General features: G+C 68.9%; 13 protein-coding genes. 3 read left to right on the top strand and 10 right to left on the bottom strand.

What is annotated here, in order from left to right:
- Window positions 1-2 precede the first annotated feature (2 nt).
- From dnaG to AC1MDG_RS06830, 9 genes are all read right to left on the bottom strand, one after another.
- Window positions 3-1889, bottom strand: coding sequence for a DNA primase (gene dnaG / locus AC1MDG_RS06870; RefSeq protein WP_479808329.1), 1887 nt, complete (start codon window positions 1887-1889; stop codon window positions 3-5).
- Between the two features lie 25 nt (window positions 1890-1914).
- Window positions 1915-2214 carry a ferredoxin gene (locus AC1MDG_RS06865; protein WP_479808327.1) on the bottom strand — a complete coding sequence of 100 codons (300 nt, stop codon included), beginning with the start codon at window positions 2212-2214 and terminating at the stop codon, window positions 1915-1917.
- Complete coding sequence (locus AC1MDG_RS06860; RefSeq protein WP_479808325.1) at window positions 2211-3467, bottom strand: NADH-ubiquinone oxidoreductase-F iron-sulfur binding region domain-containing protein; 1257 nt, start codon at window positions 3465-3467, stop codon at window positions 2211-2213. The genes AC1MDG_RS06865 and AC1MDG_RS06860 overlap by 4 nt, the downstream gene beginning before the upstream one ends.
- On the bottom strand, window positions 3464-4021 hold the full coding sequence (locus AC1MDG_RS06855; RefSeq protein WP_479809037.1) for a ferric reductase-like transmembrane domain-containing protein: 558 nt from the start codon (window positions 4019-4021) through the stop codon (window positions 3464-3466). The genes AC1MDG_RS06860 and AC1MDG_RS06855 overlap by 4 nt, the downstream gene beginning before the upstream one ends.
- Entirely contained in the window at window positions 4014-4955 is a 942-nt protein-coding gene (locus AC1MDG_RS06850; protein WP_479808323.1) for an FAD:protein FMN transferase, read from the bottom strand. Before AC1MDG_RS06850 ends, AC1MDG_RS06855 begins: the two co-directional genes overlap by 8 nt.
- Before the next feature lies 1 nt (window position 4956).
- Window positions 4957-5286 (bottom strand): hypothetical protein, encoded by a 330-nt coding sequence (locus AC1MDG_RS06845; protein ID WP_479808322.1) that lies wholly within the window; start codon window positions 5284-5286, stop codon window positions 4957-4959.
- Between the two features lie 101 nt (window positions 5287-5387).
- Entirely contained in the window at window positions 5388-6677 is a 1290-nt protein-coding gene (locus AC1MDG_RS06840; RefSeq protein ID WP_479808321.1) for a deoxyguanosinetriphosphate triphosphohydrolase, read from the bottom strand.
- Window positions 6670-7851 (bottom strand): tRNA dihydrouridine synthase DusB, encoded by a 1182-nt coding sequence (dusB, locus tag AC1MDG_RS06835; protein ID WP_479808319.1) that lies wholly within the window; start codon window positions 7849-7851, stop codon window positions 6670-6672. The genes AC1MDG_RS06840 and dusB overlap by 8 nt, the downstream gene beginning before the upstream one ends.
- Window positions 7852-7929: 78 nt before the next feature.
- Entirely contained in the window at window positions 7930-9417 is a 1488-nt protein-coding gene (locus AC1MDG_RS06830) for a YibE/F family protein (RefSeq protein WP_479808317.1), read from the bottom strand.
- A gap of 205 nt (window positions 9418-9622) precedes the next feature.
- Here AC1MDG_RS06830 and AC1MDG_RS06825 point away from each other — a divergent pair, with 205 nt between their 5' ends.
- Genes AC1MDG_RS06825 through AC1MDG_RS06815 form a run of 3 tightly spaced genes read left to right on the top strand, consistent with a single transcriptional unit; the run spans window position 9623 to window position 12031 of the window.
- Window positions 9623-10354, top strand: coding sequence for an alpha/beta hydrolase (locus AC1MDG_RS06825; protein ID WP_479808316.1), 732 nt, complete (start codon window positions 9623-9625; stop codon window positions 10352-10354).
- Between the two features lie 2 nt (window positions 10355-10356).
- Window positions 10357-11169 (top strand): DUF1295 domain-containing protein, encoded by an 813-nt coding sequence (locus AC1MDG_RS06820; RefSeq protein WP_479809036.1) that lies wholly within the window; start codon window positions 10357-10359, stop codon window positions 11167-11169.
- A 1-nt stretch (window position 11170) separates the two neighbouring features.
- Window positions 11171-12031, top strand: a complete 861-nt coding sequence (locus AC1MDG_RS06815; RefSeq protein ID WP_479808314.1) for a lysophospholipid acyltransferase family protein — start codon at window positions 11171-11173, stop codon at window positions 12029-12031.
- Between the two features lie 31 nt (window positions 12032-12062).
- Here the strand turns inward: AC1MDG_RS06815 and AC1MDG_RS06810 are convergent, their stop codons facing one another.
- Window positions 12063-13073 carry a GNAT family N-acetyltransferase gene (locus AC1MDG_RS06810; RefSeq protein WP_479808312.1) on the bottom strand — a complete coding sequence of 337 codons (1011 nt, stop codon included), beginning with the start codon at window positions 13071-13073 and terminating at the stop codon, window positions 12063-12065.
- Window position 13074: the final 1 nt, after the last annotated feature.

The following is a 13074-nucleotide window of genomic DNA, read 5'->3' as shown; positions in this document are numbered from 1 at the left end:
GGTCAGGCATCGGAACGCAGCGAACGACGCTCCATTTCCAGCATCATCAACTCCCGGTTCAGCCGCTGGAATTCGTCAGGATGGGCCGAGGCATCCAGCCTCTGCAGCTGTCCCATCTTGTCCGCCTTGACCCTGGTGATCTGCAGTTCGAACAGCCGGGCGAGGATATCCCGGCAGTATCTGAGCACGCCTTCCGCATTGCTCGCCGGAAGCGGCACTACTGCAAGCTCCGAGACCAGCGGGCGGAGTGGCTCCGGCACTTCGTTCATCACCTGTTCCACCCACCGCACAGGATCGCCGGTCAGCCCGGGGCCGGAGGCGCGCATGGCCTCGTGGACGGCCTGGTAGGCGGGCGTCCGGAACCGGGCCGCACTGAACCGGTCCCAGGTCGCGCCAGCCAGCATTGCGGGCTCCTGAAGCGCCACTTCCAGCGCCTGCCGCTCCATGGACGCCACGGGGTCCCGGGGGTCCGGCCTGTTGAAGGACGGCACAACGCCCGACGCCGGCAGCTCGGCTATGCCGGGTGTCCCGCCAGCGCCTGCGGGCGTTTCGCCCTGCGCAGCACGTTTGGCGGCGACGGCCACCGCGCGGCTGACCTCCTCGACGGGCATGCCGAGCCAGCCCGCCAGCTCGCGGGCGTACCCGGGGCGGATACCTGCGTCACGGATCTGGGCCACCACCGGCGCGGACTCCCGCAGGGCCGCAATGCGGCCTTCAACGGTGTCGAGGTTGTGCCTCTTCAGCGAGGCCCTGATGGCGAACTCAAACAGCGGACGGCGGCTGCTGATGAGGTCCCGGACGGCGGAGTCGCCCCGGGCCTGGCGGAGATCGCAGGGATCGGCTCCGGTCGGTTCCACGGCCACGTACGTCTGTGCCACGAAGCGCTGGTCCTCCTCGAAGGCGCGCAGGGCCGCCTTCTGGCCGGCGGCGTCGCCGTCGAAGGTGAAGATGACCTCCCCGCCGGTGCCGTCGTCGGACAACAGCCGCCGGGCGATCTTGATGTGGTCGGCGCCGAACGCGGTCCCGCAGGTGGCCACCGCCGTCGTAATCCCGGACAGGTGGCAGGCCATGACGTCGGTGTACCCCTCCACCACCACCAGCTGCCGTTCCTTCGCGATGTTGCGCTTGGCGAGGTCGATGCCATAGAGCACCTGGGACTTCTTGTAGAGCGTGGTTTCGGGCGTATTGAGGTACTTGGGGCCCTGGTCGTCCTCGTAGAGCTTCCGGGCACCGAAGCCGATGGTGTCGCCGGCGATGTCGCGGATGGGCCAGATCAGGCGGCCGCGGAACCGGTCATAGATTCCCCGGTTGCCTTCCGAGAACATGCCCGTCAGCTTCAGCTCCGCATCCGTGTAGCCGCGGCCGCGAAGGTGCTTGAGCAGCGCGTCCCAGCCCTGCGGGGCGTAGCCCACGCCGAACTGTTCGGAGGCGGCGCGGTCGAAGCCGCGGCCGTGGAGGAAGTTGCGGCCCTCTGCGGCCCCGGGGGTCAGCAGCTGGGCACGGAAGAACTCGTCTGCCACTTTGTGGGCGTCCAGGAGGCGTTGCCGCTTGCCCACTTCCTCGCGGTTGGGGCCGGTGCCGCCGTCCTCGTAATGCAGTTCAAAGCCGATCCTGGCCGCCAGCTTTTCAACGGCCTCATGGAACGACGAGTGGTCCAGCTTCTGGACGAAGGAGATGACGTCGCCGTCCTCGCCGCAGCCGAAGCAGTGATACCTGCCCACCTGCGGGCGGACCGTGAACGACGGCGAGCGCTCGTCGTGGAACGGGCACAGGCCCTTGAACGATCCCAGCCCGGCGCCCTTGAGCGTCACGTAGCCGTCGACGACTTCCTTGATGTCCGTGCGCTGGCGTACTTCGTCAATATCTTCGCGTTTAATCAGCCCGGCCACAGAGCCATCCTAGTCGCCGGGTGAACTACCGGCGACCGCGCGGTGGCCGTTCGACGGCGGTCCCCCGGGCGGCGATCACCGGCTGGCCGGTCCCCCGCCGGCCGTCATCCTGAAAGCTGAGGGCCAGCATCGGGCACAGCGCGACGGCGTCACGTGCAGCCTCGAGGTCAGCGGGCGCCAGGGGAACGTCGGTGCGCTCGCGGCCCACCCGGCCGCGGGCCACGGGATAGCCCCAGTCATCCCGGTCCAGCATTCCGGAGAGCAGTTCGGTGCACAGGCCCCGCCCGTCGCACCTGGTCCAGTCGATGTGAAGGAAGGTACTCACGCCGCCAGGCCTCCGGGGCCGATGCATCGGCCGTTCAGGTGTGCCCGGACGTCGTCGGCGAAAACTTCCAGCGCGCTGCCGGCCAGCCCCGCTGTTCCGTCCGGGTGCCGGCACGCCCCGCGCCCGGACACAAGCCTGGCAAGGCGGTCCAGTTCTTCCGGAAGCCGGGGATTCCTTTCCCCGGCGGCAATGCGGTTGAGGTTCGACGCCAAGGCCGGCAGGCCGAACATGCAGGGCCCGCATTGGCGCGCCGATTCCCCGGCGAGGTAGGAGACGATCCGCGCGGTGGCCTGGAGTCCGCAGGCGTCAGCACCCAGGGCGTGGATAACGCCCGCTCCCGGCCGCACCGCACGGCCCGCGGGCCCCGTGGGCGAAAGCACATACGGGCCCGGCCGGACCCAGCGGCCGTGGTATCCGCCCACCAGCACAGCGGACACTGAGTCCGGGTCCATGCCGGCGGAGCGGAGGACGTCCGGCAGGCTTGCCCCGCCGGGTACCTCCAGGACAACATCGCGGGCCGGAGCCGGTCCGGAAACGGACACCATCCGGGTGCCCGGGTCCGCAGGGGTCCCCGCTTCGCGGAACCATTCCGCCCCATACCTGGCGATCAGGGCAACCTGCGCGAGGGTTTCGACATTGACCACCAGCGTGGGACGCCCGTTGAGTCCCGCCTCACTGAGCCGGCGGCGTTGGTCCAGCGGCAACGCCGAACCGGTGGCAATCCTGTTGACAACGGCGCTCGCCTCGCCGGAGACGAACGTTTCGGGTGCTTCCACCACCTCGATCCGGCGCGCATCCGGGTGCTCCGAAAGGGCAAGCCGCACACCGGGAATGCTGACGGCGGTGACATACAGGTACATGTGAGCCCCGGACAGTGCCCGGGTCAGGGCAAGCAGGCCATCGATCACCAGGTGCGGCGCGTAGGCCAGAAGCGTCCGGTCCTTGAAGCTGAGGGGTTCCCCTTCGGCTCCGTTGCCAATCACCACGGGCCGGACCGGAAGCAGACCCTTCTGCCCGGACCGGGCCGCGGACATGGCCTTGCGCCCCGTTTCGAAGGCTGCGCCGCCACGGCCCGTAAGGCCTGCTGACTCCAGCACTGTCAGGAATCCGGGCGTCACGGCGTCGGCGTCCAAAGGGCCGAAGGTGTCCAGATGCCGGGTCAGCGCCGGGTCCGGCCCTGCCGCCAGCAGCCGGGACACCTGCCGGCCCGCGGGCGGGAGGTGTTGTGCGGACACGTCAGGGAAGGGGTTCACGGGAGGCTGCCTTCACGTGCTTTGGACGTTTCGAGGAACCCTGCTGAGAGCCGCCACACCACGGCCGCTGCGACGGCAAGCGCCGACGCCGCCGCCAGCAGGAAGAACCACGCGCTGCTGGCATCGGTGCCGTTTCCGATCGCGTGGGCCATCGCCACGGGCCAGACGCCGTAGCTTAACCAGTGGACGGCTTTGAAGGCACGCTGCCCGATCCGGTGCCGTAGAAAGCCTGTCACCATCACGGCCGCCACGAGATCGAGGGCCACCGTCCCCAGTCCCTGCCAGAACGGCCGGTACGACCCCAGGAAGGGGACCAGGACATCCACCGGGCGCAGCTTGGCGTAGGAGTCAAGAAGGAGGGACCCGATGTGCAGGGCCAGGAACACCGCGGCCAGCAGGGCAAAATTCCGATGCAGGATGCTGATGGAGAACCTGGGCAGCACCAGCAGCGGCCGGCCGGACCGGTTGAGGATGCCCAGCAGCACTGAGGCCGTGAACAGTGCAAGGGCCATGAACCCGCTGGCCCTTCCGAACGCCCACATCGCCTCATCCATGGGAAGCACCCGCCTCCACGGTGCAGTGTTCCGCGGGCCAGCCGCCGACGGCAACAACCCGTCCCTGCTGGTCCACAAGGCGGGCCGGGACGCCTTCCGAGGTAAACCATTCGGGGGCGGTGGTACCCCGGACAATGCCTGCCGTGCTAAACGCGTTGGCCTCAAGGCAGGTGCGGGCGGCCACGGTGACAGAACGCCATACGGCCCGGGCGGGACGCCCGAAGCGGGGGTCAAGGATGTGATGGACATCGGTTCCGGCGTGCTTCCAGCGCCGCTTCTGCGTACTGGAGGTGGCGAGTGCGAACCCTGGTTCCAAGGCAACATGCTGGTCCGGGTCGGCGGGTAGGTCCTGGACGAAGATCTGCCACGGGCCCGGGCGCCCGGACGCTGCAGGTCCCGGACCGGCGGTTGCCAGGTCTCCACCCAGGCACACGAGCGCCCCGCAGCCCAGGACGGCGTTCACCTCGGTCGCGGCAAGGTCTGCCGCTACAGCTTTGGCTGTTGCGCCCAGGTCCAGCCGGAGATCGGCAGGAACGGTCAGCGTATGTCCTTCGAGTGCAATGCGCTGCCAGCCTGGAACACGGCCGGCAGCGCGCGCAGGTTCTGCTTCCAGCGGCACGCTGACTATTCCGCTGGCATACCCCAGGGCATCCAGGTCGGCGCCAAGGGTTGGATCGACGTCGCCGTCCGTCAGGTGCGCTGCAGCGAGCGCGCGTTCCATCAGGTGGCGGAGTGTCTCGCTGACGGTGACACCGGCGGCCATGTCGGGCTGGAGCATCATCAGCTCCGAATCGCCGCGGAAACGGCTGCAGGCCAAGTCCACCTCAGCGACGATGCGGCGTACTATCCGTTCCGCGTCCGGCAGCAGCCCCGGATCGGTGACGGTGAGGCTGGCGTCGAGCCCCCAGACCGTCCAGCTGGATTGGCCGTCCATGTCAGGACCCCGATGACTGTCCATGGGCAAAGCCGCCGCTGCCCGGCTGCACGGGGCTGGTGCCGCCATCACCACGCTGGCGCCGAACGCCGTTGTCCTCAGTACTGCCGGAGTAGCCGCCTGACGGGGAACCGCTTGAGGAGGATCCCCCGGGTTTAGTGGCCCCTCCCGGAGCCTGGGACGTCGACGAGCTGGAATTCGCTGTGGAAAGGACTGACGGCGTGGCCGAATAGATCGCTGCGGCGGCGACGCCGGCGGTCGCGAGACTGCCTACGCCCACGGCTGCGGTGATGCCGCTGGCCAGGCGCTTGCCCCTGTTGCGGGTACTCATGACCTGCTCCCGTCTCTTGCGCTCTGCTCGTACGGTCTGCCTGTCCTTCTATACTCCTCGCGCTTCCTGTGTAAATTCTTAGAACCAGCTGTTGATCGGCCTTACCACAGCGACGGCAGGCTGCCGACCAACCGCTCGTACATCGCCATAGCTGAACCGTCGGTGAGTGAGGCGACCTGGTCGATGACGACGCGAAGACGCGCGCCGTCGTCGGCCGCGTCCCGCCAGTCGGCAGCGAACATCGGCTCAAGGTGGCGGTCCCCGGTGGCGTTCAGCGCCGTCACCAGGGCGTGCAGGACTTCGCGCTGGCGTTCGTAGATGGGCTGGCGGTGCTCGGTGGTCATCACGAACGTGGTGGCAAGGCCCTTCATGACGGCGATTTCCATGACCGTTTCATCCGGCACCATCAGCTCGGCGTTGTACCGGGTGAGGTCTTCGGGGCCGTAGACGGCCCGCGTTGTCTCCAGTGCGCTCTGGCAGAACCTGCCGATCAACTGGCTGGTCATGTTTTTCAGCGCGGCCATCGCCTTGCGGCTGCCGTCGGCCTCGCGGACCCAGACGTCCGTGGCCTCCAGCCGGGCCAGCGCGGCATCAATGGCAGCGGGATCGTTGTGCGGCAGGTACCACTGCCTGGCGTAGCCCACCACGCGGGCGCGGTGGTCCGGGTTGTCCATCCAGCGGAGCTGGAAGTGGCCCGCCACGATGGCATCCTCGACGTCGTGCACCGAGTAGGAGATGTCGTCCGCGAGGTCCATGACCTGCGCCTCCAGGCAGGACCTGCGCTCCGGCGCTCCCTCCCGGATCCAGTCAAAGATGGGCAGGTCATCCTCATAGGCGCCGAACTTGCTGGTCCGCTGGCCGTGGATCACCGGGGCGTTCAACGCCGACCACGGGTACTTGGCAGCGGCGTCAAGGCTGGCCCGGGTGAGGTTCAGCCCGGCCGGGGTTCCGTCCGCGGCCAGCACCTTGGGCTCCAGCCGGGTCAGCAACCGGAGGGTCTGGGCGTTGCCCTCAAAGCCGCCGATGGCGTGCGCCATCTCGTTCAGGGCGGATTCGCCGTTGTGCCCGAAGGGCGGGTGGCCAAGGTCATGGCTGAGGCAGGCAGTGTCCACAACGTCGGGATCGCAGCCCAGCGCCCGGCCCAGTTCGCGGCCCACCTGGGCCACTTCGAGGCTGTGCGTGAGCCTGGTCCGGACGAAGTCGTCCGTGTCCGGTGCAACCACCTGGGTTTTTGCCCCAAGCCGGCGCAGCGCCGAGGAGTGCAGGACCCGTGCCCGGTCCCGTTCGAAGTCGGAGCGGTAGGTGGTTTTGGGCGGTTCCTCCACCCAGCGGGCGGAGTCATGGGCCTCGTAGCCCGGCAGCACGGGGGCCGTCGTCCGGGTTTCAGCCACCTGACACGTCCAGTTCCGCGGCGGCGATGTCGCGTGTCTGGTCAGCGTCCATCTGCCGGCTGAGCAGCCAGTCCTTGGGCAGGGCGGGCTTCTTGGGGGAACCGGCACGTCCGCGGGGGCCTTCGGAATCGACCCCCGGATAGGGAAGGTCCATGTCCAGCTGGTCCAGCAGCTCGCGCAGGACCTCGAGGGTGGGGACGGTGGCGAGTTTCGCGCGGAGCTCACCGCCCACCACGTAGCCCTTGAAGTACCAGGCCATGTGCTTGCGGATTTCCCGCAGCGCCTTGTACTCGTCATTGCCGAATGTTTCGATCATCAGCTGGGCATGGCGGTAGACGCCCTCGGCAACTTCGCGGAGCCCCGGGCGGTGCCGGTGGTCGCTGCCTTCGAAGGCGGCCTGCAGGTCCCCGAAGAGCCACGGACGGCCCTGGCAGCCGCGGCCGACCACCACGCCGTCCACGCCGGTTTCCCGGACCATCCGCACGGCGTCTTCGGCGGACCAGATGTCGCCGTTGCCCAGCACGGGAACGTCCGGCAGCGCCTCACGCAGCCGTGCGATGGCTGACCAGTCCGCCTGGCCGGAGTAGAACTGCGAGGCGGTGCGGCCGTGGAGCGCGACGGCGGCAACTCCGGAATCGCGGGCGATCCGGCCGGCGTCGAGGTACGTCAGGTGGTCCTCATCGATGCCCTTGCGCATCTTGATGGTCAGCGGTATGCCGCCTTTGGAGGCTTCCCGGACGGCCGTCTGCACGATGGAGGTGAAGAGGTCGATCTTCCAGGGCAGCGCGGAGCCGCCGCCGCGGCGCGTCACCTTGGGCACGGGGCAGCCGAAGTTGAGGTCGATGTGGTCCGCCCGGTCCTCGTCGACGAGCATCCTGACGGCCTGGCCAACGGTCACGGGGTCCACGCCGTAGAGCTGGACGGAACGCACTTTTTCGTCGGGGTCGTGGGAGATGATCCGCAGGGATTCGGGGGTTCGCTCCACCAGCGCACGCGAGGTGACCATCTCCGCAACGTACAGGCCGCCGCCGTATTCGCGGCACAGCCTGCGGAAGGCGGAGTTGGTAATGCCCGCCATGGGCGCCAGGATCACGGGAGTATCCACCGTGATGGGGCCCAGCTTCAGGGGCGGGAGTTCCAGCTTGGGGGCGGGAGGCGTTGCTACAACAGTCACCCGTTCATTGTCTCAAAGCCGGGCAAATCGGCGAGCCGGCTGCCGGAACGCTGCTCCTGCGGCGTCGCCCGGCCCGCACTACTCCCCTTCTGCGGCCCGCCGTGCCCGGCGGCTGCCGGGCAGTGGTTCCCGCCCGGGCTCACGGGACGCGGGGGAACCGGCGGGGCGCGTCCGCCCGCCGCGTGAAACCGCCGCTGCCGCCGCGAGCGCGCCGGTGTCCGCGACGTCGTCGGGCGTTACCGGCGGCCGGCCGGACACGGAACCGGCCGTTCCCGCTCCGTTAGCGGGCCTGATCCCGGTGGCCTTGACCACCAGCACCGCGATCAGCGTGGTGACGGGGATGGCCAGCACCAGCCCCACCGAACCGACGAGGGTCCTGATGACTTCCTCGGACAGTTCAGCACTGGTCAGGGCCTCGCCGAGCGGGCGGTCGTACAGCATCACGATGATGAGGATGGGCAGCGCCGCCCCTGCGTAGGCAAAGGCGATGGTGTAGACGGTGGAGGCGATATGGTCGCGGCCGATCCGCATGGCCGAGGAGAAGAGCTGGCGGGCGCTGGTCTCCGGCGCAAGTTCGTACAGTTCCCACACCGCCGAGGACTGGGTGATGGTGACGTCGTTCAGGACGCCGAGCCCGGAAATGATCAGGCCGCAGAGGATGATGCCGGAGATGGAGATGTTGTCCGAAATGTTCGCCAGCGTGGCGGCATCGTGGCTGCCCACGCCGGCCAGGTTTGCCGCGTCGGTGGCCCAGGCCGCCAGGAGGGCCGTGATGCCCAGGCCGAACATGGTGCCCAGCAGCGCCGTGGAGGTTCGCGCCGAGAAGCCGTGCGCGAAGTAGAGGACACCGATCATGATCACGGTGGATCCCACCAGCGCCAGCAGCAGGGGCGGTTTTCCTTCCACCAGCCCGGGAAGCATGAACGTCACCAGCACCGCGTAGGCGCCCACCAGTCCGATCAGTGCCCGCAGCCCGCGCCAGCGCGCCACGGCGATCACCACGGCCGCGTAAAGGACGGCCAGCAGGATGATGGGCAGCGTGCGGACGAAGTCCACGAAGATGTAGGCGGGCGCGCCCTGCCCTGCGGACGCGCCCTGCGCGTTGGAGAGGTTCAGGTAGCGGATGTTATCCCCCACTTTGACGCCGTGGGACTTCACCACGTCCGGGTTGATCACCACTTTGACCGGGTTGCCGCCCTTGTCCGGCTCGGTAAAGGCGAAGGTGCACTCACTCCCCGGCTGCGTGGCGCCCTGGCCGGTGTCCTGGCCCGTGCCGGGCTGGGCGGCCGGGTTTTGGCCGGTGTTTCCCTGGATGCAGCTTTCCACCACCACCCGCTGGATCTTGCCGGTGTCGAAGGTCACGCCGGGGGCGGCGGCGTACGGGCTGGCCAGCTTCAGGTCCTCCTTGTTCCCGGACGGCCACATCATGGCCATGGCCGCCAGTGTCAGGAGCGTCAGCGGAACCAGCACTGCCGCGAGAAGCCAGTTGGCCCGCTTGCGCGCAGCGAGAGCCCGGGGTGTCGGCTCCGATTGGTCTGTGTGACCGTGCGAGTGTCCGGCACCCATCAGCAGAAAAACCTCATGCCAGAACTTTACGCGGAACCACCGGCCCCTCCGGTCGCCCATCTTCACCAGCGGCGGCTCCGAATGTCAGGTGGAAGCCCTGTTGTCGGGTGCCCGTGCGCCCCCGGCCGCGCCGGAAATAAACACCGGAACTAAACACGGGAACCCTTGGGTTTATAACTGTAAGACGAGGAGTCTGGAGGCCCGCATGGGTAATCGCAGGAATGACGACGCAAGCACCAAGCCCGTACTGACGGTGCGCGAGGCGGCGGGAGAAACCCGCGGCGTGGCACTCGTGCTGCATGGCGGCCGCTCGCACAGCTACGAGCCCGTTGAGGCCCGCCACTTGAGCCCGGCCCGGATGGTGCCGTTCGCGAAGCACCTGCACCGGGCCGGCGGCAGCCACGGGCTTGCGGTCTGGACGCTTCGCAACAGCGTGCGCGGTTGGAACGGCCCGGACATGTCACCGCTGCAGGATGCCCGCTGGGCGCTCGCCCGGATCCATGACGAACACCCGGGCGTGCCCGTGTACCTGCTGGGGCACTCGATGGGCGGGCTCACCGCCATTTGCGCCGCCGACGATGCCCAGGTGGATGCGGTAGTGGCCCTGGCCCCGTGGCTGAGTGCCGAGACACCGGCGGAGAACGTGGCGGGGCGCCGGGTGCTCATTGTGCACGGCTCCACGGACCGCTGGACGAGTCCCGCCGAATCCTGGAAATTTGCCCAGCGCGCCACCGCCCGGGCCAAGGAGCTGCGCTATGTGTCGCTGGCCGGGGCAGGCCATTTTATGTTCCGTAAGGTCCGGCTGTGGCACACCCTGGCCACCGGCTTTGTCCTCAAGGCCTTCGCGGAAACCGCCGGTGTGGAGCTGGACAGCGGCCGCGGACGGTTTGACGCCCTGTTGCCGGCAACCGCCCCCGGCGCCCCGGTGGTGCTGTGATGCTGGCGGATTTCCCCCTGAACGAATTCCTGGCGAGCCTGCCGTGGACTGCCCTCGCCGTGGCAGCAGTCCTGGCGGTGACCTTCGCCGTGGCAGTGGCGCAGCGGAGGCACTCCGTCATGGACGTCGCCTGGGGGCCAGGCTTCGCTGCCATCGCCGCGGTTTCGTGGCTGCTCTCCGCAGGAACGGGCGACGACGGCCGGCGCCTCCTGCTGTTGTTGCTGACGGGTGTGTGGGGCCTCCGCCTCGGGGCCCACATCGGCTGGCGTGCGCGCGGCGGCCACGAGGACCCCCGCTACGAGGCAATGCTCAGCGACGCCCCGGGCTCCCGCAACGTGTATGCGCTGCGGCGTGTCTACCTGCCCCAGGGCCTGGTGATGTTCTTCGTCTCCCTCACGGTTCAGGTGGGCATGTTCGCCACCGGCGCGGTGGGCTGGGTTGCCGTCCTGGGAGTGGTCCTGTGGGTGGTGGGCTTCGTGTTCGAAACGGTGGGCGACTGGCAACTGGCACAGTTCAAGAAGGACCCGTCCAACAAGGGAACGGTACTCAACACCGGGCTGTGGCGTTACACCCGCCACCCCAACTACTTTGGCGATGCCGCCGTCTGGACCGGGCTGTTCCTGGTTGCCGCCGACTCCTGGCCCGGTATCCTGACCGTCCTCTCCCCCGCGCTGATGGTCTGGGCGCTCGCGGGAAAGACCGGGAAGCCGCTCACGGAGAAGGCGATGTCCGCCCGGCCAGGGTACAAGGAGTACGTCGAGTCGACGTCGGGCTTTATCCCCTGGCCTCCGCGGCGGCCGGCGGGCGGGCGCTGAGATGGCATGGCGGCCGCAGCCGAACGACCGCTTCTACCGCTTCATCGTCCGCACCGGGCTGGCGCTGCGCCGGCTCTTCCTGATCCGCGTCATTGTCTCGGGCCGCGAACACCTGCCGTTGCCGGGACCGCTCAACGGCCCGTCCCGCCGGGTGGTGCCGGGTGAGGGAGCCGTGGTTGCCATCACCCATTTCGGGTACCTGGATTTTGCCTTCGCGGAGCTGCTCCTGTGGTGGAACAACCGTGCCGAGATGCGCTACCTCGTCACCCAGGGCGCGGCCGACCACTGGCTGGCTGGTCCTGCCATCAGCGCCGCCGGGCACGTTGTGGTCCCCTACGGTCCCGGCAGCGGCGCCTACGACGCAGCGGTCGCGAAACTGCGCGAGGGCGAATACATCGCCATCCTTCCTGAAGCAGGGGTGAGCCGCAGCTTCACGGTCCGCCACTGCAAGACCGGAGCCGTACGGATGGCGGCAGAGGCCGGTGTGCCGATCATTCCGGTCTCGGTGTGGGGCGGCCACCGCCTGATGACCCGGCACCACGGGTTCTCACCGCGCCGCGCCTGGCGCGCGCCGGTACGGATCCACGTGGGCGAGCTGGTGCTGCCCGCGGACTTGCCGGACCCTGCCCAGGACGCCGATACTGCCACCGAACAGCTCAGGATGGTCCTGCAGGCCGGGATCGACACTGCAATCAAGGACTTTCCGCTCACCCCGCGGCCCGGGGCATGGTGGATGCCCGCGCACCTGGGCGGCGGTGCCCCCACGGAAGAGGAACGCCAGCGGCTTGATCAGGCCGAAGGGCCCCGGCGCCCAGGGGGACGCGCGGCCCACAGAAAGCTTAAGCAGGCAGGCCCGCAGTAGCGGACTACTGCGGGCCTGCCGTTTCGGGGTCCTAGGCGGGGTCGGAAACCACCAGGGTTTCGGTGCCCCGGAGGCTGGCCTTGCCATCCTCCAGCAAAGGTTCGACGACGGCGCGCAGGGCAGTCATCGAGTCGTCCAGTTCCAGCACCACCGGGTGCTGGAACGCGATGAGCGCCAGCAGGTCGCGGACGGCAGCGCGGGCCTCCTCCCCGGACAGCTTCGGCTCATGGCCGACGAACACATCCGTTGGCTGCCCCGACGCAGAGCCTGCGCCGCCGGCTGCCGCGTTCCCGCCGGCGGGGGCCAGCTCCGCGTAGCTGATGGCAAACGCCTCGAGCCGGCCCTTCCTGCTGGCCGGGACGCCCTGGCCGAACGCGCTGGCCTTCGGTGCCCGCAGCACAATGGCTCCGTGCGCCCCGCTGAGTTCATCGAGGAACAACCGCTGCACCGTGCCGATGCTCAGTTCGCCCGGGCTGTCCCAGCCGTGAACAGCCGTGTAGTAGCGGCCCACCACGTCGCTGAGCTCCACCGATCCTGTGGCAAGGTCTTCGATCTGCTCCGAAGCAGCCGCCTCGGAGCCGTCGCCGAAGACCGGCAGCTTGAGCGCGCCGGGTTCAACCACAACGAGGCGTGAGCGCTGGATGGGAACCAGCCCGGCAGCTTCGGCGAAGGCGGCCCCGGGCGTGCCCGGTTCCACCTTGGTCCGCAGCCTGGACACGCCCGACGGCGCCCGGCCCGCCTCGTGCCGGAGCATGGTCAGCAGCGTGGAACCAACACCGGCGCGGCGGTGGTCCTTTGCCACCTCGATGTAGGCCCAGAGCCGCTCGGGGTGGAGGGAGGCTTCGTGGACGACGGCCGCCGCCACCGGGATGGCCACGCCGTCGACGACGTCCTCGGCCACGATGCAGCGGCGCCACGGCGAGTTGCCCGAGGGCGCCAGGGTGCCGCGGAACTGCCGTGCCTGCTCGGTCTCCGGGCCGCCCCACAGTTCGAGCAGTGCAAGGTCGTCGCCCTCACGCCATTCGCGGTATTCGATGGCCATG

This window comes from Arthrobacter sp. AIWTK1, from assembly GCF_056680535.1.
Note: the sequence above shows the minus strand (reverse complement) of the source record. Positions and strands in the feature narration are given on the sequence as shown.

Excerpts from the sequence above, each read along its gene's own strand:
- AC1MDG_RS06845 (WP_479808322.1), bottom strand. The coding sequence starts at position 5,286 with ATGAGTACCCGCAACAGGGGCAAGCGCCTGGCCAGCGGCATCACCGCA.
- AC1MDG_RS06810 (WP_479808312.1), bottom strand. The coding sequence starts at position 13,073 with ATGGCCATCGAATACCGCGAATGGCGTGAGGGCGACGACCTTGCACTG.
- AC1MDG_RS06850 (WP_479808323.1), bottom strand. The coding sequence starts at position 4,955 with ATGGACGGCCAATCCAGCTGGACGGTCTGGGGGCTCGACGCCAGCCTC.
- AC1MDG_RS06855 (WP_479809037.1), bottom strand. The coding sequence starts at position 4,021 with ATGGATGAGGCGATGTGGGCGTTCGGAAGGGCCAGCGGGTTCATGGCC.
- AC1MDG_RS06825 (WP_479808316.1), top strand. The coding sequence starts at position 9,623 with ATGGGTAATCGCAGGAATGACGACGCAAGCACCAAGCCCGTACTGACG.
- AC1MDG_RS06815 (WP_479808314.1), top strand. The coding sequence starts at position 11,171 with ATGGCATGGCGGCCGCAGCCGAACGACCGCTTCTACCGCTTCATCGTC.
- AC1MDG_RS06830 (WP_479808317.1), bottom strand. The coding sequence starts at position 9,417 with ATGGGTGCCGGACACTCGCACGGTCACACAGACCAATCGGAGCCGACA.